Genomic DNA, 20,265 nt, shown 5'->3' on the forward strand with positions numbered 1-20,265 from the left:
GCGACGGGCAGTGGCTCAAGTCCGATCGTAAATCGCATGGGGGTCGTCAAAATTCGTCTTGGTAATTCCGTTCACAACATTAATGGGCGTAAATAATTTAAATGCGTTGAGATTCGCCTCGATCCCCTTATTCAGTTGCTCTGCTCCGTTCGTTGCGGCCCAACTAATATGCGGCGTCAAAATCAGGTTCTGATTGAAGCGATCTAGAATGGGGTCCGTGGGTTTGGGCGGTTCGTTTGGCAGTACGTCCAAGGCTGCCCCACCAAGAAGTCCATTGGCTAGCGCGTCAAGCAACCGAGATGTATCGACAAGGGCCCCTCGCGCGCTATTTATCAGCATAGCGCCGGGCTTAAGCAAAGCTAGTTCGCGTTGCCCTATGAGGTTGCTCGTCTCGTCAGTGAGTGGGCAGTGCAATGATAGAACATCCGCTTGTTTAAGCACGTCCTCAAACGGATAGTAACCGTCCCGCGTCTCAGCGCGCCCCCGATGTTCCGCAAACATCACGCGCATTCCGATTGCGGTTGCTAGACGTGCGGTCGCTTGCCCGATCGCTCCTCGACCGACAATGCCTAGCGTGGTCCCGGCGATGTCGAGAATAGGCGTCCCATGTACACAGAAGGATGGAGATTTTGCCCACTTACTCAGTGCCAGTTCGTTGTACTCAAACAGATTCCGACGTAAAGCGAAAATGGAAGCGATAACCCATTCAGATACGCTTTGCGCCGAGTATCCTGGCACGTTAGAAACCACGATCCCCTGCTCGCGACAAGTGCCGATATCGATACAATCGTAGCCGGTAGCAGCGACGCATATGAAGCGCAACCAAGGCATCCGCAGCAATTCAGCGCGTCGGAGCGGGACCTTGTTAGTAATCACGATAGTGGCGTCGCCTATCGCACTGACGACTTCGCCAGGGTCCGTGGCCCAATATTCAACCCAACCTGTGGCCCAAGCGGGGCGGGTGAGAGGGATCGGAAGCGTTCCGGCATCGAGTATGGCAATTTTCATGAGGTTCGGTGTCAAACGTTTTGTAGAGCAGACCATGTGCCTTAGGGACCACCAAACGCCTCGGCGCTTACCGGTTCCCCCAAGGCAGCACCCGTTCAGAACCTGTGGGTCATGCCGATGATGGCCGCCAACTGGTGTTTGTTCGATGAGTACGAGGATCCGTAGAGGTCTGCGACAGCCGGTTTGCCCGTCGAATCGGTCCCCGAAGCGGTCTCGAAAAACCCGGTCGCGTATAACGACGTACGCTTCGACAAAAAGTAAATGGTGCCGAGGTTGACCTGGTTGTAACTGGCGCTGCCAACGCCATCGGCGCCGCTGTTATGCGTATAGATGTAGGCGCCCGCCAGTTGAAGAGATGGGGTCAGCGCATACTTCACGTTCAACTCGCCCGAATTGAACGTAGCGGTTCCGCCGTTGTATTTGGTGCCGAAACTGCCCACCGCGTTGACTGAGCCAAGGTTCTGGAACTGCGTGTTGGAGTACAGCAGGGCGATCGTCGCCGATCCCAGCACGTACGAGCCCCCTGCGGTAATGATCTGCTGCGAGCCGGCCGACGCGTAGCCGCCGTAAATCGGATTCGGCATGTTGTTGGTCGCGCCCGTGGCCGAAGACGACGGCGACGACGAGTTGCCCAGATCACCAAATGTCGCGTAGTACGGGTCCTTTGTGAACATGTAGCTCGCGCCAAGCTTAACCGGTCCGTTCACATACGAAACCCCCGCGTCGGTGACTTCGTTCTTCGAGAACTGCCCGGCCTGCCCACCCAGGCTGTACAGGACGCCGACCGTCAGACCACGGTAATTGGGGCTCGTGTACTTGAGGGCGTTCTGAACGCGGTTCGACGTATCCACGTTATCGACGTCGCCTGCGCGCGTACCGTAGCTGAGGCCGGATGCAGCCCAATCGGCGCCGGACGCGAACGAGGATGTCGCGTCATTGCTTGCGGAATATTGGCGGCCCAACGTGACCGTACCGTAGGTATTGCTCTTTAGACCGACATAGGCCTTCCGTCCGAACTCCAGTCCGCCCTGGCCCAACGCGCCGGTGCCAAGGGTGAAACCGTTTTCCAGGTCGAAGATCGCCTTGAGGCCCCCGCCCAGGTCTTCACTGCCCAACAAACCCCAGCGCGACGAATTGGCGCTGGTTACCGAGTATAGCTTCTGGCCCTTGACGTTGTTATTGAAGAGAATTCCCTCGTCGACGAGGCCGTACAAGGTCACGCTGCTTTGAGCGTGTGCGGCACCTGCAAATGCTCCCATCGCTAGGATGGCAGCCGTGGTCTTTTGAATTTTCATTTTCTCTTCTTCCTTGTCTAAAAGAGGACATAGCCTCGTTGATAATGTCGGAACGCCCAGAAGGGTTTGGTTGTTCCATTTCTTTACAACGAACCAAGGGACCAAAATGAGCACGTAATCTGGGCCAAAACCATGCGCTCGCTGGAGCTTGAGTACAACAGTTGCCAACCGCACTCGGTCAAGATTTGCCGGGGCGATGCTTGGTCGACCACCTTTTGAGTTAGCTTCGTACCTTGGTGCAGACAGGCTTCCCACGTCTTTACAACTTAGTTAAGCTAAATATAAGTTGGATGCAACACATAGCCCTTGGAAAACAGAATCATCAGCCTTCAAAAACTTCGCTTAATATCGCCACATACAAGTGGCCGCACAATCCCACTGCGCCGCGAAGACCGTCAGCATCGCCCCCTCAACGAGTGCGGCTAAACCGCTGCGATCACAGAGATTTCAACCGTGTATTTTGTGTACGCGAGGCGTGACTCCACGCACGCGCGTGCGGGTGCGTCTTGGCTTGGCACCCAGGCATCCCACGCTTCGTTCATTTCGGCAAACGTCTCAAAATCGGCAAGCCAAATGTTTGCAGATAAGATCTTTGTCTTGTCCGATCCAGCCACTTCGAGCAAGCGATCAATCTTCTCCAGAATCTGGATAGTCTGACCTTTCACATTGAGCGCAGTGTCGTCAGCGGTTTGGCCGGCTACAAATCCGAGGTTGCCGTACACAACCAGTTGGCTCATGCGCGGACCAGCTTGGAAACGTTGGATTTTCATGGAACTCCTTTATAAAAATGGCATCTTTGAGACTTTGAGCTGACGTATCGGCACGTTATCTCATCAATACGTTGACGTTAAACAGGAAAAGAAATCGATCGTCGCGACGTGGTACGCGGTCAATGAGTCAGAATCTTTGACAGGAAATCCTTGGTGCGATCGTTCTTCGGGTTATCGAAGAATTCATGCGGAGTCGCCTGCTCGACGATTTGCCCCTGATCCATGAAGATCACCCGATTGGCTACCGCTTTTGCAAATGCCATTTCGTGGGTTACACAAAGCATGGTGATACCCGCGCCGGCCAGTTCGACCATCACGTCGAGCACCTCCTGGATCATCTCCGGGTCCAGCGCCGATGTTGGCTCGTCAAATAACATGATCTTCGGCGTTAGACATAGCGATCGTGCGATCGCAACTCGCTGTTGCTGCCCGCCAGATAGCTGTAGCGGGTACTTACCTGCCTGCTCCCCAATGCGAACCCTCTTGAGTTGCTGCATTGCACGTTCATCGGCCTCTTTCTTTGGGACCTTGCCGACCCACATCGGCGCCAGCGTCAGGTTCTCAAGCACAGTCAGGTGCGGGAACAAGTTGAATTGTTGAAACACCATGCCGACGTCCTTTCGAACGCGCTCGATCGCCCTCAGATCATCGACCAGTTCGGTACCATCCACGACGAGGTTTCCCTGCTGATGCTCCTCCAGCCGGTTGACGCAGCGAATCAGTGTTGACTTGCCCGACCCTGACGGGCCGCACAGGACGATACGCTCGCCGCGCGCTACGGTGAGATTGATGTCACGTAACACGTGGAACTCGCCGTACCACTTGTTAACGTTCTTGAATTCTATGATCGGGGTTTCAGCAATCATATGGTTTCCGTGAATAGGCGGATGGAGTCCAGGTCATTGACGGCGGGTGCCGGTATTCAGGTGGTTTTCCACCCAACGGCTGTAACGCGACATGGCGAAGCAGAAAACGAAATAGATCGCTGCAACAAACAGCTGTCCTTCGAGGAAGAACTTGCGCCAATCCGGGTCACCGAGCGCCAGCTGTAACGCGCCGGTCAGGTCATACAGACTAACTATCGAAACAAGAGAGGTATCTTTAAACGTTCCGATAAAGATATTGACGATAGCCGGCACAACCAGTCGCAGTGCCTGTGGCACCACGATCTTGCGCGCGATCTGCCAGCTCGATAGACCGAGCGACTGAGCGGCTTCGACCTGTCCCTTGGGCAAGGCATTCAACCCACCACGGACGGCTTCGGCTAAATAGGCAGCCGTGAACAGCGTCAACCCTACAAGCACGCGCACCAGAACGTCGATGTTGGAGCCTTGGGGCATGAACAGCGGGAACATGAACGAGGCCATGAACAAGACCGATATCAATGGCACGCCCCGGATGAGCTCCACATAAACAGCGCACAAGGTACGGATACCCGGCATGCGAGACTGCCGGCCCAGCGCCACGAATATGGCGAGCGGGAACGCGAGTCCCAGGCTGATGGTAGACAGCAACAAGGTAAGGGGAAAACCGCCCCATCGTGCCGTTTCCACTGGGACCAATCCAAGAACGCCACCCAGCATCAGCGTGAAAAAAATGACCCAGGCCAGCCCCCAGGCTGCTAGCAGGCTACGCCGCCAAAACGGGCGATAGCAGCTCGCGACCAGTAGCGTAACCAGCAGCACACTGGCTACCAACGGTCGCCATTGTTCGCCGAAGGGGTAACGTCCAAACAGGATCAGACGGTACTTTTCCGCCACCACGCCCCAGCAGGCGCCTACCCCGGCTGCAGCGCGACAGGCAGCATTGTCCGGCGCGAATACCGCCCTGAAAAGGACCCACTGCAGCACGTGCGGCAAGGTCAGTGCCAAAACGCTCAATACAAGCACGCTCGCCAGTGTGTTTCGCCATCCGTCGAAAAGATTGTTTCGCAGCCAGACAATGGGGCCATCGACGGACCGCGGCGGAGGCCGGCTTGCAATAGGCTCGAATTGAGTTTCGCTAGTGCTGATGTGAGTTATTTCCGCGTGGCTGATCATTTCACCGCTCCTTGATAAGCGAGCGCTTGTTGTAGACGTTCATCAACGCAGCCATCAGCAGCGACAGCGTAAGGTAGCAAGCCATTACCAGGGAGAGGCATTCGATCGCACGGCCGGTCTGGTTGATCGATGTATTGGAGATCGAGACCAGGTCTGGGTAACCGATGGCCACCGCCAACGATGCGTTCTTGGTGATGTTCAGATACTGGCTGGTCAGCGGCGGGATGATCACCCGCAATGCCTGGGGTAACTGAATGAGTCGGATCTCTCTGCTGGCCGATAACCCGAGAGCTGCAGCCGCTTCGTGTTGGCCAAACGGCACGGACTGAATGCCCCCGCGTACAATTTCAGCAACGAAGGACGCGTTGTAGATAGCCAGTCCGATCACCATGGTCAGATACTCAGGCGTCAACGATCCGCCTCCGACTATACTTAGCGCGGTCCTCTCGGGGATATCCATAGTCGACGGCGAGCCGCCGAGCAGCCATCCCACCAGAGTGCCTGCTACCACAATAGCCACGCAGGGCCCGAAACTTGGCCGCAACCGGCCGGTAGCATAGAGATGTCGTGTCGCTTGACGAGTCCAAAACCACGCACCGACGACGCCTGCAACCAGCCCGGCCAGCGTCATCCATTGCCCGCTGGCCCACACGGGGATTGGGAACTGCAGGCCATTCTTGCTCAAAAACAGACCAGCGACTGGCTGGATCGCGGACGTGACGGGCGGCAGCAACTCAGTCATCACGAAGTACCACATGAACAGCTGTAGCAACAAGGGAACATTGCGGAATGCCTGAACGTACGCACTGCAAAGAGTGCGCAGCAGGAAATTACGCGATAGCTTTCCGATGCCAATCGCCGTGCCAAGCACGGTCGCCAGGACTACCGAGGCGATAGCCGCCCGCAGGGTATTGGATAGCCCAACAAGGAAGGCCTTTCCGTAGCTGTCATCCGAGTCGAACGGCACCACACTTTCGCCGATGGAAAACCCAGCCGACTGGCTGAGAAAGTCGAAGCCGCTGTGAATGCCTCGGACGCGCATGTTCAGCGAGACGTTGTGCATCAGGTAGGCGCCAAGTGCAATCACCAACACCAGCGCAATCGCCTGATAGGCGAGCCCACGAAATGACTTGCTACGCCAGCTAAGGTAGCTGGTCTTTGCTGGATGGGACGAAGGTGTCATGACAATCCTTGATGGACGTGGATTTCAGCTTCTTAGCGCACCGGCGGCGCAAAGATGAGGCCGCCCTTGCTCGAGAGGTTGTTGATCCCGCGCGGAAGTTTTAAGCTCGACTTCGAACCGACGTTGCGCTCGTAGATTTCTCCGTAGTTGCCGGTCGCCTTAATTGCCCTATACGCCCACTCCTTATCGAGTCCAAGCGCCTTTCCAAGGTCTTCGGAAGTGCCCAAGATGCGCATCACCGCAGGGTCCTTACTGTTTGCCTTGATCTCATCCACATTCGCCTGAGTGATGCCGTATTGCTCTGCCTGGATCAACACGAATCCCACCCACTTGACGATGGCAAAAAACTCGTCATCGCCACGGCGCACGACCGGGCTCAGCGGCTCCTCCGAGATCAGCTCGGGTAGGATCACTTGGTCGTCGGGGTTGCCGCTTTCCTTGTCGCGCACTGCTGCAAGACCGGATGCGTCTGAGGTGTAGGCTTGGCAACGACCTGAGAAATATGCTTTGGTGGCCGCTTCCTGAGTCTCGAAGACCACCGGCTTCAGGTTCAGCCCGGTCGATTTGGAGTAGTCGGACAGATTTTTTTCAGTGGTAGTGCCCGACTGGACGCAAACCGTGGCTCCCTTCAACTGCTTGGCGCTGGTGATGTTGACGCCGATCATCTTCTGTGTCTTGGGATCCAATTTAGGTTTGGGCACCATAAACGCCTGTCCGGTATAAAAATCAACTCCAGTGAAGTTAAGCCCGAGTGACGCGTCGCGCGTCAGAGTCCAGGTCATGTTGCGCGTTAGCAGATCAATCTCCCCAGACTGCAAAGCCGCAAAGCTCTGCGCCACGCTGAGTGGTACCCACTTGACCTTTCGGGCGTCCGATAGGACAGCTGCGGCCACGGCTCTGCATTCATCTACATCCAGGCCAGCCCAGTTGCCCTGGCTGTCGGCCGCTGAAAAGCCGGGAAGGCCAGGATTGACACCGCAACTCAGCTGTCCACGACTCTTTATGGCGTTCAGGGTTTGCCCGGCCTGTGCTGGCATGGACGCCAATATTCCGAGAGCAAGCAACGCGCTGCCAGCGATGCGGGAGAGGGGCTTCGTCATCCTTGAAAAGCTCCATAAAAAGGGGGGCACCAACCCAAGCTGCGATGCAGTTCGGGTTGGTCGATGTCACTCAATTAGTAGTTCTAATTTATGTACACTCAAACTGGAATTCCGGGTACTTCAAGAATTACAGAGCGTTCAGCTTTTCGAGTGCGATCTTGGCACGCTTCAAATTTTCCTCGCGGCCCCTTTGCAGAGGAGCTCGGACGGGGCCCACCGGGTGCCCGATAAATGCCATGGCATCTTTAAGCGAACCTGGATGGTCAACTGTATATAGCGCTTCAACCAGAGGAAGCAACGCGTAGTGAGCTTTGCGAGCCGTAGCCAAGTCTCCACTGATCGCCGCCTCGAAAAGTTTGCGATGGAACGCAGGGATCAGATTGGCCGTCATGAAGATCCCGCCGGGGCTTCCCAAAAGAAAAGTCGGAAAGCCGAGGTCGTCGTCACCTGACATGATGGCGATTCGGTCGCCCACTGCGCTGATCTTCGCCGATACGATGGCTAAGTCGCGCTCGCATTCCTTGAGTGCGACAATGGACGGGATCGCCGCAAGTCTTTCCAACAGGGGCACATCAAGGTTGATACCGGTGCGCCCGGTGTTGTTGTAAGCGACAATCGGAAGCGAAGTGGAGTCCGCCACGCGTTCAAAGTGCTCAAGTACGCCGTCTGAGCTGGCCTTGATATAGTAGGTCGGTAAGACCAGTACCGCGCTGGCTCCCGCTTTCTCAGCGTAGCGAGCGGTTTCCTGAACTTCCCTCGTTCCCGGAGCTAGCGCTCCAACAATCACTGGAACACGATTGGCCGTCTGATCGATTGCAACTTCCACAACTCGTTGGCGCTCGGCGGGCGTGAGGCTGACGAACTCGCCACTTCCGCCAATGACAAGCAAGCCCGCCGCACCTGAATCGACCTGGAAATCGATTAAGCGACGAAAAGCTTTCTCGTCGAACTCATCATTTGCGGTAAACGGCGTAACAATCGCCGTATAAATTCCGTCAGGAGTGAATTGCATAACATTCCTTTATTCGTGCTTGAGTGAAAGAACCGACCAATCGCCCGACATCTCGCGGAAAAGACATTCGGCGATCCAATAATTGCCATACGGCATGACATCTTCCTGAGGGAACCTTCCCAGGCGGGGCTTCCCGGGCTCGATATGCCGCATCCGCCCCCATGTTCCATGCAACACGACTCCGCCAACCGTGAGAAAGTCCGCGATTAGAGCCTTGAGAGTTTCCTGTGCCACTTTCCTGTATTGCTCAGCGCGATCCGGCAGCCATCGGGCCAGACGCATCAGAACAGCCGTCGCAATACAAGCTGCGCATGAATCGTAAGGAAGCGTTTCGCGCTCAGGGTCGTGGTAGTCGTACCGCGGCACCCAACCGGATGGAGCATTCTCGACATACCAATCGGCCGCCCGCCGTGCTGCGTCGAGATAATCCAATCTACCGCTTGCCTCGTAGCCATGAGCGAAGCCAAGCATTGCCCAACCTTGCCCACGGGCCCAGACGCTCTCGTTGGTCCATCCTTGCAAACTGAAGAGGCCAGTGACAGCGCGGCTCTCCGGGTCGAGCGCCGCCGCATGGCAGTTCGATCCGTCGCCACGCACCAACCCGACTTTAAGCACAGTATCGAGATGCTGATAGGCTAAGGTGCCACGGTTCGGCTCCCATTGCGATGCCCACAACATCGACGGCAAATTGAGTCCAGTATCGATGACGATACGGTCAGCGTTTGCAATCTGAAGAAAAGCGCCCGCTTTGCGGTCAAAGATGTTCGCGAAATTGTCACCGCCTGCTAGCGTCCAATCCTTCAGAATCTTTTCGTTGGTGATCTTATAGCCGAGCGTCAGGGCGTAGTACATATCCAGTCCGGTAGAGGAAAATACCGTCGGGTGCTTTGCGAGAACCGGCCCTATGCGCTCGCATATATGCATCGCAGCGTCAGCGTACCGTTGGTTTTTCGTCAATGCATGCAGCAACCACATGCGACCCGCCAGAAAGCCGGCCCACTGAAAATTGGCCCAGCTGTCCCACACATAATCGTTGTCCCAGCTGTAACTCCCGTTCATGTAATTCAACCGGGGGACCCCTCCGGTTTGGGATACGCCATCGCAAACTGCGTCGGCGCCGTTACAGAGATATTGAAGGGCCTGCTCAAGCGTCTTTTTATATTCTGGTTCCATTACATTCCTCATGGTCCTACGCTGTTTTCCGAACCTCAAACCAGTCAATGGTTTACTAATGCGCCTGCGCCCAGTTCGTCGTCACTGAGACAGATCAGACGATGCAGACCGCCGCGAACGTGCGCAATAGCGAGCTTTTCTGCGCGATCACCGTCGTGGTCGGCAATCGCCGCGATGATGTCCAGATGCTCCGCATGAATTTCTTCAGCACGACGAGTCTGTAAGCTCGCAAGCCCAGCCGTCATAACGAGCTTGATTTGGTTGCAGATGCTCTCCAGCAGATGAGTCAGTTCCACACAGTCAGCCGCTGCCGCGATCGACGTATGAAAGTCGACTGCGAGAGCAACAACTCTAGAATCGGTGTTGGACTTTCTGGCGATGGTTGCAGCGTTAAGTTCTTCCGCATTAGCCCTGAGAGACTCAACAAGAGCAACTGTGGCCTTTTCGGCAGCCCAGCGTGCAGCCGTGCCCTCTAATACCGATCGGATTGTGAAGATCTGCCGGATCTCTTCCGGAGACGGCCTCCGGACGACTGTTGGCCGGTTGATATGGCTGACCACGAGCCTTTCTCGTTCGAGCAGAATCAACGCTTCGCGAACCGGCGAACGACTTACTGACAATTGCCGGGCGAGCGTGGTCTCGTGAAGCGGCTCTCCAGGTCTTAACGATCCATCCAGAATAGCCTTGCGAAGAATAGTCGCCACTGACGCGCCCAAGGCGGCGCGAACCGGAAGTTCATCCATTGCTTAATCACCGAAGTTTGTGTGGAGTCGACTGTATACACGAGAAAAACTCGACCCAACTCGTGAAAACCCGTGCCTGTGTATGGGGTCGACTGTATACAACCAAAATTCAGGGAGTCAAGTCGTTTTTTGAGGCTGCAAGTTAGCTCGTTATAGTGAGGCGGCTCAAGAGCTAGAGGACGACCTCATTCCAAGGGAGCAGGCAGAGGTGGCTTCACTCGGGCTGCCCATCTTGCGAGAGACGGCAGGATTGTCGGCGCTCTGGGATAGCTCGCTTAATAGGTGACCCATCGGCGACGACTTGCTCCGGGGTAGAAGGTTTGACTTTGGGGAAGATAACGTCGTGTCGTTGCGACCTAAGATATCCCGTTCTCCACCAGCGAAATGCTTTTGCGGAGCGGCTAGATAATTGCGGAGCAAAAAAGCTCAGCGTGCGCCAGGCTTTTTCGCATGCCGGTCGCGAACTGCGGATTCGAATGAAGGCAATTAACTCATTGATTATATTTTAATGTTGGAATGAGAATTCCACGGTCGCCCTCCTCTTGCCCCCGGTCCTTTTTCGTCGCAAATGGAGCCCCAATTGCACAAAGGGTTCCATCACGATCAAGGCTGTTACATCGTAGCGGCGCCGCCCGGTTTGGGCCCGCGCCTCAAGCCGGCCCGATTCGACGTCAGCCGCTATTTCGGGCTCTGTCGCAGTAAGGTCAGCGGGTCAATCAGTGGTGATATGCGGAGGATTACTTATGAAACGAGCGAGTAGAACTGCTGTGCGGGAGACAGCGGAGTCTCGCCCCGACATTTCATCTGCCCTTTCTTGATCATGTGCATTAATTCGACGCCACTCAGAATGACGCGCGCGCAGTGGAAATCCTTGAAGCCCAGCATCGGTCGGGTGATGCGTTTGATGGCCCGATGGTCCTGCTCGACCACGTTATTCAGGTACTTGACTTGACGAATCGTGATGGGCGTCTCTCGCTCGGCGTTCACCGCGTGCAGTGCGGCCAGATTAGAGCCGCTTTTGTCGATGGTTACCGTCTCGGGTACACCGTTCTGAGCGATCGCCTTTTCAAAGAAGCGCCGCGCTGCCACCTTGTCGCGCTTGGCTCTGAACAGAAAATCGATGGTTTGGCCCGCCTTGTCCACCGCCCGGTAGAGGTACTTCCACTGGCCTTTGACTTTGATATACGTTTCGTCCATCCGCCAGCTCTTGCCTACCGGCTGCTTGTGCTTACGGAACGTCTTCTCGAACAGCGGCACCAACTTCATCACCCAACGATGCACCGTGGAATGATCAACCTCAATACCGCGCTCGGCCATCATTTCTTCGAGATTACGCAAACTCAGTGAGTAGGCGACGTACCACCGCACGCATAGCAACATCACATCGAGCGGATAGTGAAGGCGCTTTAGCACTCGGGCGATGCCCGCAGCAAGCGTCTTTCGCGGTGTTTGGGTCTTCTTCATCGGCCAGCCAAAGCTTATTTGTCAGCCTCGAATGCTACCTCTCCCGCCTTAACGCGACAAAACCCGTTTAAACACGCGCGCTAAGGCTGGCGTCAGGCTCTGTTTCATCGGGCAAAGACCTCGTTTGGGTGCCGAACATAATAATACCGCGCCGCCTTATTGCGACAGAACCGATTTAAGAGCTTTTGTTGCGCCCGCATCATTTTAGGCGGTATCGAACTCATGCACATGATAGCGAAAGGGCAGAAGAAGAGTAACGATGGACGGCGTCGTTCAGTCGCCGAGCAATTCTACGATCTCGCGAAATAAGCATTCCTATCCGTTCTGTCTCACCTCCATCTAATTTCCTTACTGCGACAAAACCCCGCCCATTGGTTGGCGAAAAAGCATCGTTTTGGGTTGCGAAGCCATAAAGCTGCGGATCGGTATTGAGCCGCTGAAGGAATATCTCGTTCTGAAAATAGAAAATCCTGACGCCAGATCGTGCGAGCGGCACCAGATCGTTAATGCTTGCTGCGGTGGCCGCCGCGGCGTATTGCGAAAATTTATTCGGACCGCCTTCTGCACTCAGGCCCAGATTGCCAGGGTCTACGAAAGATAAGGTTCTGGCGACCGCGTTGACCAGCTTCGGGATCAAAGCCGTATCCGCTGCGGATTCGGCCTGGGCACTGGCGAGAATGCGAGTTGGAGGCGTGCCGTCCGGATTCACGTTTTGATCGTTAGCCAAGGGCTCGATGGTGACGAGGTCGCTCGCGTTCAAGCGAGTCCCGGATGCCAGAAATGCGTTGACGGCCGCTGTTTCGGTGAAGCCATCTGTGCCGTTATAGGTGGTCGACCCTCCTACAGCGTAATTAAAAAGCCCCGAAGCCGGAACGCGGTAGAGCAACTGAAGAGCATTGCTGTACGGAACGATATAGCTTGTGATCGGCGTACCCGGCGGAACCGGCAACAATGTGTGGCGCGGATAGGGGGCAATTGGCTGGGCCGTACGCGGCCAGACAGGCGGAAGTGCCGTTGTCAGCGTAGCTTCCATAAAATATGTACAACGAAGTAAACGAGGTCTTCTCATATATATTCGAATAACTAAATAATGGCAGGAAAATCAGCCCCCAGCGCCTTCCAGATACATTTTGGGCGCGCGATCCATGTCGTCATTGCACGTGTGACCGTGCGATTGGTCGGATTGTTTGCGGGATGGGAAACCAATGCATGTATCGTATGTCTCCGGTTGTTTTATTTCGGCCCCGCTTGCATGACCTAGGGAAGGTCTGAACAACTCATTTTGAGCCTGACTGTTCGCCACATTCGAAATTTGGTAGGTCTCGAAAGTCGTTTTAGCGTTGGGAACTGCATGAATACGGACCAAAAATTGAGCTCGATGTTTGTGGATCGCCGCTTTCGCGGCGTCTACCGCTCACATTTTCAGCAGTTTGCGACGCGCCATCCAGAGATTGGACAGCGCGAACAGCGTTGTCAGTTGAGCGGTGTTTTTCTTCAGGCCTCGGTAGCGTGCCTTCGCGAAGCCAAACTGCAGTTTGATCACCCGAAACGGATGTTCTACCTTGGCTCGCACGCTTGCTTTAAGGTATTCGATTTCATTGACGATGCGATCAAGCGCGTCATTCTTGTCCAGCGCCGCGCGCTTGCCAGGGCACATCGCGACCATCCACTCCACTGCCTTTGCGCTCGTACGTTTTTGTATCCCACGATAGCCCGAATCACCGTACACAACAGTCTCCTCGCCGTGCAGCAACGCGTCCGCTTTGACAATGTCGTGCACGTTCGCGGCTGTCCCTGCAACCGTGTGTACCAGCCCGGATTCGGCATCCACGCCGATATGCGCTTTCATCCCGAAGTACCACTGATTACCTTTCTTGGTCGAGCTCATCTCGGGATCGCGCTCACCGCTCGCGTTCTTGGTCGAGCTGGGCGCTGGGATCAGCGTGGCGTCGACGACCGTACCCGCTTTGAGCAGCAGCCCTTTGCTGCCAAGCACCGCATTGACCGCTGCGAGCATCTGGGCCGCAAGCTCATGCTTCTCAAGCAGATGCCTGAATCGCAAGATCGTGCTCTCGTCAGGCAGACGCATGTTCCAGTTATCTAATGCAGCAAACTCTCGAAACAGCGGCACGTCGTGCAATGCTTCTTCCATTGCAGGATCGCTCAAGGTGAACCACTGCTGCATGAAATGGATCCGCAGCATCGTCTCCACTGGAAACGGCGGCCGCCCTCGCTTACCTTCGGGTGCGTGCGGCGATATCAGCGCCACCAATTCGCGCCACGGAACCACCCGGTTCATCTCGTCGAGGAACTCGCGCTTGCGTGTTCGTTTGGTCGTCAAATCCAATCCCAGATTAGCTTGTCTCATGCCCAAATCGTCGCAGTCGTCGCGCTATTTGGCAACTCAAATATGCTCGATTTATGCAGACCTTCCCTAGGGGAAAGGGTTCTGGTGCAAATAGGTTCATTGGATTGGTTAAAGTAGCTATCCAATCAATCTGGTGGCCAGTGATGAGCAAGCGAAAAGGTCTGAAGGGGATGTTCGATGGACGGCATTTTGATCGCGAGATCATTGTTCTCCGTGTGCGCTGGTACCTTCGCTACAAGCTCAGCCTGCGCGATCTGGTCGAGATGATGACCGAACGCGGTCTGTCGCTGGCGCACACGACAATTATGCGTTGGGTAAAGCGCTTTACACCAGAGTTCGTCAAGCGCTGGAATCGGTTTGGGATACCCACGGGCCGGTCCTGGCGTGTTGACGAGACCTATCTGAAGATTCGTGGCAAATGGGTTTATCTGTACCGGGCGGTAGATCGGACCGGCCAGACGGTGGACTTCATGCTCAGAGCAAAGCGAGACGTGGCTGCGGCTAAAGCCTTTTTCGGCAAGGCCATCAAGCATCAGGGCCAGTCGCCGGAGACGATCACACTGGATGGGTATGCTGCCACGCACCGGGCGGTGCATGAGATGAAGGCCGATGGCCTGCTGCCTGAGGACACGAAGGTCCGGACCTCGAAGTACCTGAACAACCTGATCGAACAGGATCATCGAAGCATCAAGTTCAGAACAAACGCGATGCTCGGCTTCAAACGATTCAGGAGTGCCGCGACCACGATTTCAGGCATCGAGTTGATACATCGCATTCGCAAGGAGCAGTTCGACCTATGCGCACTCGGGCTCAAGGACACCGCAGCACCCTCCGTTTGGAATGCTGTCCTATTCAATCAATAAGGTATCCACAATTATAAGAAGAATCTCGGCTTAAGCGGCTATTTGCACCAGAGCCCTGCGATATAAGCAAGACTTCAGAGCAGAATTGGATCCGAGCGGATGCCGTATAAAGCCCGATTGCAGGAAGGTCAAGAACGCAAGCGTAAGAAGCCGACGTATCGGGTAACGAACTGCCACGAATACAATCAGAGCCTGAAGAAGCGCGGGAAGCGTTCTATCGTTTGTTCAACTGGGGGATGAGGCAGATCGTGGGCTATATGGAAGATTACTGAAAGACCTTGGGCCTGGGCATCCCGGTGCCGAGCTTCGGTCACTTGAGCGATCTATTTTCGAAGCTGGATATTGCGGTCAAACAACGCTGCAAGCGGCTGGCCCGACGGCTCGTGAATGGTGAAGACGTCACGGTTACCATCGATAGCACGGGGCTGAGCTTCGACCGGGCAAGCCAATGGTACGAAGAGAAGTACGGAAAGAAGGCGGCACACACGCCGTGGCGCAAGATGCACCTGGCGATTGATCCGGACATGAATATCCACGCGATCGAGATCACGGGCACTGACGTGTCTGATAGCGAAGGAATGGACCGGATCCTGCCAGCGGGCCTGTCCATTGATCGGGTCATCGCCGACGGTGCCTACTACAGCATCGAGCGAGGAGAAGCGCTGAACGATCGCGGCATCTTTGCCGTGATTCCGCCTCCGTCGCACGCTGTGGTGCATGGCGATGACAACACCAAATTGCATGACCAGACGGTGCAATACATCAAGGACAAAGGCAGCATTTATGCATTTCACAAAAAGTACGGCTACGGACTGTGCGCGCTGGTTGAAGCGCAGATCTCGCGCATCAAGCGATGCATCGGCGCAAAACTGCTGACGCAAAAACTCGAGTCACAGAAGAGTGAAGGCGTTGTCATCGCCAACATCATCAACCTGTGGAATTCATTCGGCAGACCCGTTTCCGTTAAAAATGCATAGTTGCGTCCGCAGCGGGGAGATCCTCACCCTTCCGAACAAAGCCGTCGGGATCGCCTTCGACGTGATCCGTTTCCTTCCCATTAGCTTCCATCTTCAGGGTTCCTGCGCGACTAGATCGAACCTTGCGAGCCAGTCAGGTAAGCAATGGTCGCAATCGGAGTATCAGCAACGCTTCGAGCCTGCGCGTCATCGAATGATTCGCGAATAAGCCCCGTCAGCACATTTCCCGGTGGAGACTCGACGAAATAGCGAGTTCCTCTCTCGTACAAATTCGTCATCGAGTCATGCCAGCGCACCGTGTGGGCAACGTTGGTTGCCAGGTCGCGGGCGATCTCGTGCGGGTCGAGCAGCACGCGCGCGCGTACGTTGCCGACATAGGGGATACGCGGTTGCACCAAGGCAACGCCCGCAAATGCCTCGCTCATCTTCGCAGCTACACCATCCATCAGCGCGCAGTGCGAAGGGACGCTGACGGCCATTCTCTGTGCCTTTCTCGCCCCCGCACGCTTTGCTGCTTCGATCGCGACTTCCAGCGCCTGGTCACTGCCTGCGAGAACGATTTGTCTTTGGGCATTCAGGTTCGCAACATACAGCGGCCGATCTTCGCGATGAAGTTCATTCACCAGGCGGACCACGTGCGCTTCATCAAGACCGACCAGAGCGGCCATTCCAAAGCCATGGGGATAAGCGCCTTGCATCAACTCGGCGCGTAGCTTCATCAGCGAAAGCGCCGTTGCAAACGCCAGTGCACCGCAGGCAACCGCAGCCGTGTAGGCACCACTGGACAAACCGGCAACCGCCTGCGCTTGCACCCCTTCTTCGTTCAGGGCCCTCGCGACGGCAACCCCCGCAATGAGCGCCGACAATTGCACCGCGACGGTGGATGCAAGTGCCACTTCGGTGTCCAACCCCCGGGCGTCGAGCGCGAGGACATCGCTCGCCTCGTCTAACGTGGCGGTCACGGCGCGATGCGCGGGCAAATGCGCCAGGAAGCCGGGGGTCTGCGCTCCCTGGCCGGGAAACAGAAATGCGATGTTCATGGTCTGTCCTTGACGATGCCATGCGCCTGATGGCTGCGGCTTGGCGCGACACAGGATCGATCGTAACGCATCACTTCGGCGCGAGCAGCATGATGGCAAGCGCTAGCGTGACTATTCCCGAAACCGAGGAAATGATCAGGGTCGCACCGGCAACCGGGGTTTTCGTTCCACTGCTGGCGCCAAAAACTAACCCGAAGAAGCCCGCCGGAATGGCCGTGAGAAGTGCGGCTTGCGCGGCGATCGCCGACGGAAGCCCGAGCAGTTTCGCGAGACCGAACACGAGTAGCGGTTGCAGAACGTTCTTGACGGTCGTGCCGAACACCACGTCCCCGGTAATCTCGATCGTTTGCGCCGACAGCATCAGGCCCGTCAGGAAGAGACCGATGCCGGCGGTGGCGGCAGTTATCGGCCCTAGCGCCGTCGCCACGATCGCCGGAAGGTGAATCCCGAGCAGGGCGACAATCAAACCGAGCATCGGTCCGACGAAAATCGGCTTGCGCACCGAGTGTCCGAGTGCGATGAGAAACTGACGGCTGGCGGACACCGAATGACCGGTATCCGCCTTGCGGGCCTTGTCGAGTTCGAGAAGCGCCAGGGTCATCGGTGAGATGGTGACTGAACCGACGGCGATCGCAATGGCCACGGAAAGCGCGGCTTGCGCGCCGAAAATGGGCAGCAGCAAAGGAAGCCCGATCGACGCGAAGTTGGGGAACGCGATCGTGAGCGTCTCGACTGCCGCATCCCCCAGCGACAGTCCAAAGAACCTGCGCTGCGTCCAGCCTACGATCGCGTACGTGATGACGAGGCCCAATGCCAGCACTAGGGCAAGCGGTCCGTTCCCGAGTATCACTGTTTGCGGCGTCTTCGCGATCGATATGAATAGCGTGAGCGGCAGCGCAAACTGCATCAGAAGAACATTCAGGCTCGAAACGTTCTGGTTGTCGACCAGCTTGCGTTTGCCGGCAAAATATCCTAATGCCAATACTAGAAATACCGGCAACAATGCCGTGACGATAAGGTTGAGCACGTGATTTCCGTTGGTTTGACATTTTCAGGACCGCACCGCGCCTGCGCGTGCAAATGATCGCTGCGGTCCATCGGACCTTTAGGTTCTTTGTGTGGATTCTTCGTACTGGTCAATACGAAGGGCAGGAGCGGCCTGCGGCCCCGGACCGGGAGCACCCGGCGCGTTTCCTGCCCTTGCTAACGCGGACGTCCTCGCTACCACTGTTCCGCGAGACGCTTTCGCACTTCGATAGAAGCGGCCCGTGCCGTTTGCGCCTCCTTGGAGCGGTAACGCGCCGACAGATCGTACGTGTTGTCGGCCCGTACCGACTCGAGCGTCTCTGTCAGAACCCGTCTCACCGTATCCAACGCAACGGCGTCTGGAGCATCAGCGTCGACGTTTCCAATCAATCGATCGAGCAGTCCGAGCTTGTGATAATTGCGTATGTCGTAGGACATGGGAGGAATGCGCTCTCCCAACTTCACGAGTTCCTCCACGCTACGACGCGTGATGCGGGCCGCGGCCGCCTGTCCCATCGCATGAACCAGCACGTCCGGAGCGTCGAGAGCAATGATGCGGTTGGCTTGGTAGCCGTGAGCGAGGAAAGCGCCCGACATGGCGTGCCCTACGATGAGCGCGATGACCGGATGACCCGCCATGCGCGCGTCGGCATAGGCATTGGCGGCTGCAGCGCAGGCGATGTGAATGCCCATCAATTCCTCGCGACGTCCGTAAGCCTGTCCGATCACATCGACGATCGCAATGATCGGAAGACGCTTACCGCTCCCGGCTCCCGGTGCTTCGTCGATCGTCTCGCGTACCTGCCTGGCCAGCGCCCAGCCTTGCTCGAGGCCCACTTCCCCGTGGCGCGCGCGGGGAAAGCGGTTCCGGGGATCCGGCACGACCGCGATGAAGCGCGCTTTCTGCCCGCCCAGCATGGCGTCCGCCACCAGCACTGAATCCGCCACGCCGGGGCGCTTCGGAGCCTGTTCGGTCAACCCGTCGAACCATGTTCGGCCGCGGCTGGCGGCAGACGCTTCCTGCATCGTCACTTCGTTGCTCATTTCGAATCTCCGTTGCCCCAGAGCGTGACCAGTTGCGCGCCCGTGAGTTGAGTGCCAGTATCGACGTTCTCGATACGCGCCAGATACGTGTCGATATCTTCACTGCGGTATTTGCCCGGGATGCCGCACTGAAAAGCCTTGCGAACGTGTTCCGCGATCTGCGTCGCGTCGTCTTCCACGAGCATGTCGACCATCCCTACTCGCGAACGTTGCTCGCCTCCGATCAGACTCCATATGAGCGCCTTGTCGGAAGCATCGATTTCAGCGATACCGGCTTCCTGCTCTATCACCTCGGGACCGTTCATGCCGACTCTGGCCTGGCGCGTCGCGATCAGGTAGCTGCAGAGTGCCGCCGCGAGCGACATGCCGCCGAAGCAACCCACCATGCCCGCGACAACCCCGACGACAGGCACGTGGGCGCGCAACGCGATGATGGCCGAGTGAATCTCCGCGATGGCGGCAAGGCCCAGGTTCGCCTCCTGCAGGCGAACGCCTCCGGTTTCGAGCAGCAAGACGGCGCGGGTCGGAATGCCGCTCTGGTTGTCGACGAGCGCCCGCTCGAGCGCGCCCGCGATCTTGGCGCCCGATACCTCGCCCATGCTGCCGCCTTGAAAAGCGCTCTCGATCGCAGCGACAACAGCCGGGGCGCCGTCGATCGTCCCCCGCCCGATCACGACTCCGTCGTCGGCTTCGGCCACGATGCCCTGCATGGGCAGCCACGGTGACTTCAGCCGGTCGAACGGGCCCACGATCTCGCGAAACGAACCAGCATCGAGCACGGCGATGGTACGTTCCCGCGCATTGAGTTCGATGAAGCTCTTACGAGCCAGGAAGTGTTTCCAATCCGTCGGTGCATTCATTGTCCGAGCTCCTCCACGGCTTGTTCGAGCCGCAATAGCACGACGCCGGGTGTCGCGCCGAAATCGTTGACCTCGATGGCCACGCACCCGTCGAAACGGGAAAAAAACCGATCGACCACCGCTTTCCATACCGATCCGAATCCGTCCACGCTGGTGTTGATCACGACCTTCGCGACGTTGCCTCCCAACGGCTCGACGAGGACTTCAAGGTCTCCCGAGCCAACCACACCGACATGGACGCGGCGTTGCACGGTCCTCGATGCCGGATATTCGTAGTTGAGTACTTCCATTACCTGTTCC

The 20,265-nt window shown here is 56.7% G+C and carries 19 protein-coding genes and 1 pseudogene; 3 read left to right on the top strand and 17 right to left on the bottom strand.

Annotated elements, in window-relative coordinates; translation table 11 throughout:
* Nucleotides 1-15: 15 nt before the first annotated feature.
* The 11 genes from ACSQ36_RS43705 to ACSQ36_RS43755 form a co-directional block, all read right to left on the bottom strand.
* Entirely contained in the window at nucleotides 16-1,008 is a 993-nt protein-coding gene (locus ACSQ36_RS43705) for a D-2-hydroxyacid dehydrogenase (protein ID WP_436187063.1), read from the bottom strand.
* 95 nt (nucleotides 1,009-1,103) lie between these two features.
* Nucleotides 1,104-2,303, bottom strand: coding sequence for a porin (locus tag ACSQ36_RS43710; RefSeq protein WP_436187064.1), 1,200 nt, complete (start codon nucleotides 2,301-2,303; stop codon nucleotides 1,104-1,106).
* Between the two features lie 422 nt (nucleotides 2,304-2,725).
* Nucleotides 2,726-3,073, bottom strand: coding sequence for a RidA family protein (locus tag ACSQ36_RS43715; RefSeq protein ID WP_436187065.1), 348 nt, complete (start codon nucleotides 3,071-3,073; stop codon nucleotides 2,726-2,728).
* Between the two features lie 119 nt (nucleotides 3,074-3,192).
* A complete protein-coding gene (locus tag ACSQ36_RS43720; protein WP_436187066.1) occupies nucleotides 3,193-3,939 on the bottom strand; it encodes an amino acid ABC transporter ATP-binding protein in 747 nt (248 codons plus the stop codon).
* Between the two features lie 33 nt (nucleotides 3,940-3,972).
* Nucleotides 3,973-5,112 (bottom strand): amino acid ABC transporter permease, encoded by a 1,140-nt coding sequence (locus ACSQ36_RS43725; RefSeq protein ID WP_436187067.1) that lies wholly within the window; start codon nucleotides 5,110-5,112, stop codon nucleotides 3,973-3,975.
* A 1-nt stretch (nucleotide 5,113) separates the two neighbouring features.
* Nucleotides 5,114-6,295: an amino acid ABC transporter permease gene (locus ACSQ36_RS43730; RefSeq protein ID WP_436187068.1), complete on the bottom strand. Its 1,182-nt coding sequence runs from the start codon at nucleotides 6,293-6,295 to the stop codon at nucleotides 5,114-5,116.
* Between the two features lie 32 nt (nucleotides 6,296-6,327).
* Entirely contained in the window at nucleotides 6,328-7,395 is a 1,068-nt protein-coding gene (locus ACSQ36_RS43735; protein WP_436187069.1) for an amino acid ABC transporter substrate-binding protein, read from the bottom strand.
* Between the two features lie 127 nt (nucleotides 7,396-7,522).
* Nucleotides 7,523-8,407, bottom strand: a complete 885-nt coding sequence (gene dapA, locus ACSQ36_RS43740) for a 4-hydroxy-tetrahydrodipicolinate synthase (protein WP_436187070.1) — start codon at nucleotides 8,405-8,407, stop codon at nucleotides 7,523-7,525.
* Between the two features lie 9 nt (nucleotides 8,408-8,416).
* Complete coding sequence (locus ACSQ36_RS43745; RefSeq protein WP_436187071.1) at nucleotides 8,417-9,580, bottom strand: hypothetical protein; 1,164 nt, start codon at nucleotides 9,578-9,580, stop codon at nucleotides 8,417-8,419.
* A 44-nt stretch (nucleotides 9,581-9,624) separates the two neighbouring features.
* Nucleotides 9,625-10,323 (bottom strand): GntR family transcriptional regulator, encoded by a 699-nt coding sequence (locus ACSQ36_RS43750; RefSeq protein WP_436187072.1) that lies wholly within the window; start codon nucleotides 10,321-10,323, stop codon nucleotides 9,625-9,627.
* A 741-nt stretch (nucleotides 10,324-11,064) separates the two neighbouring features.
* On the bottom strand, nucleotides 11,065-11,787 hold the full coding sequence (locus ACSQ36_RS43755; protein ID WP_436187073.1) for an IS6 family transposase: 723 nt from the start codon (nucleotides 11,785-11,787) through the stop codon (nucleotides 11,065-11,067).
* Between the two features lie 174 nt (nucleotides 11,788-11,961).
* Between ACSQ36_RS43755 and ACSQ36_RS43760 the strand changes: the two are divergent.
* A pseudogene (locus ACSQ36_RS43760) lies at nucleotides 11,962-12,096 on the top strand (IS6 family transposase); the annotation flags it as partial.
* A 1,105-nt stretch (nucleotides 12,097-13,201) separates the two neighbouring features.
* Here ACSQ36_RS43760 and ACSQ36_RS43765 read toward each other — a convergent pair.
* A complete protein-coding gene (locus tag ACSQ36_RS43765; RefSeq protein WP_436187074.1) occupies nucleotides 13,202-14,155 on the bottom strand; it encodes an IS5 family transposase in 954 nt (317 codons plus the stop codon).
* A gap of 143 nt (nucleotides 14,156-14,298) precedes the next feature.
* Here ACSQ36_RS43765 and ACSQ36_RS43770 point away from each other — a divergent pair, with 143 nt between their 5' ends.
* Together ACSQ36_RS43770 and ACSQ36_RS43775 are read left to right on the top strand one after the other, a co-directional pair.
* Nucleotides 14,299-15,018, top strand: a complete 720-nt coding sequence (locus tag ACSQ36_RS43770) for an IS6 family transposase (RefSeq protein ID WP_436187104.1) — start codon at nucleotides 14,299-14,301, stop codon at nucleotides 15,016-15,018.
* Nucleotides 15,019-15,296: 278 nt separating this feature from the next.
* Complete coding sequence (locus ACSQ36_RS43775) at nucleotides 15,297-15,995, top strand: transposase (protein WP_436187075.1); 699 nt, start codon at nucleotides 15,297-15,299, stop codon at nucleotides 15,993-15,995.
* Between the two features lie 110 nt (nucleotides 15,996-16,105).
* On the opposite strand, the gene mdcH is transcribed toward ACSQ36_RS43775, so the two are convergent.
* The 5 genes from mdcH to ACSQ36_RS43800 all read right to left on the bottom strand — a co-directional run bounded on the left by mdcH (nucleotide 16,106) and on the right by ACSQ36_RS43800 (nucleotide 20,255).
* Complete coding sequence (gene mdcH, locus ACSQ36_RS43780) at nucleotides 16,106-17,035, bottom strand: malonate decarboxylase subunit epsilon (RefSeq protein ID WP_436187076.1); 930 nt, start codon at nucleotides 17,033-17,035, stop codon at nucleotides 16,106-16,108.
* Nucleotides 17,036-17,105: 70 nt separating this feature from the next.
* Nucleotides 17,106-18,062: an AEC family transporter gene (locus ACSQ36_RS43785; protein ID WP_436187077.1), complete on the bottom strand. Its 957-nt coding sequence runs from the start codon at nucleotides 18,060-18,062 to the stop codon at nucleotides 17,106-17,108.
* 194 nt (nucleotides 18,063-18,256) lie between these two features.
* Complete coding sequence (mdcE, locus tag ACSQ36_RS43790; RefSeq protein ID WP_436187078.1) at nucleotides 18,257-19,105, bottom strand: biotin-independent malonate decarboxylase subunit gamma; 849 nt, start codon at nucleotides 19,103-19,105, stop codon at nucleotides 18,257-18,259.
* Nucleotides 19,102-19,965 carry a biotin-independent malonate decarboxylase subunit beta gene (locus ACSQ36_RS43795; RefSeq protein ID WP_436187079.1) on the bottom strand — a complete coding sequence of 288 codons (864 nt, stop codon included), beginning with the start codon at nucleotides 19,963-19,965 and terminating at the stop codon, nucleotides 19,102-19,104. Before ACSQ36_RS43795 ends, mdcE begins: the two co-directional genes overlap by 4 nt.
* Nucleotides 19,962-20,255, bottom strand: coding sequence for a malonate decarboxylase subunit delta (locus tag ACSQ36_RS43800; protein WP_436187080.1), 294 nt, complete (start codon nucleotides 20,253-20,255; stop codon nucleotides 19,962-19,964). The genes ACSQ36_RS43795 and ACSQ36_RS43800 overlap by 4 nt, the downstream gene beginning before the upstream one ends.
* Nucleotides 20,256-20,265: the final 10 nt, after the last annotated feature.

The sequence above is a fragment of the Caballeronia sp. LjRoot34 genome, from assembly GCF_964253815.1.
In the GTDB taxonomy this organism is placed as follows: domain Bacteria; phylum Pseudomonadota; class Gammaproteobacteria; order Burkholderiales; family Burkholderiaceae; genus Caballeronia.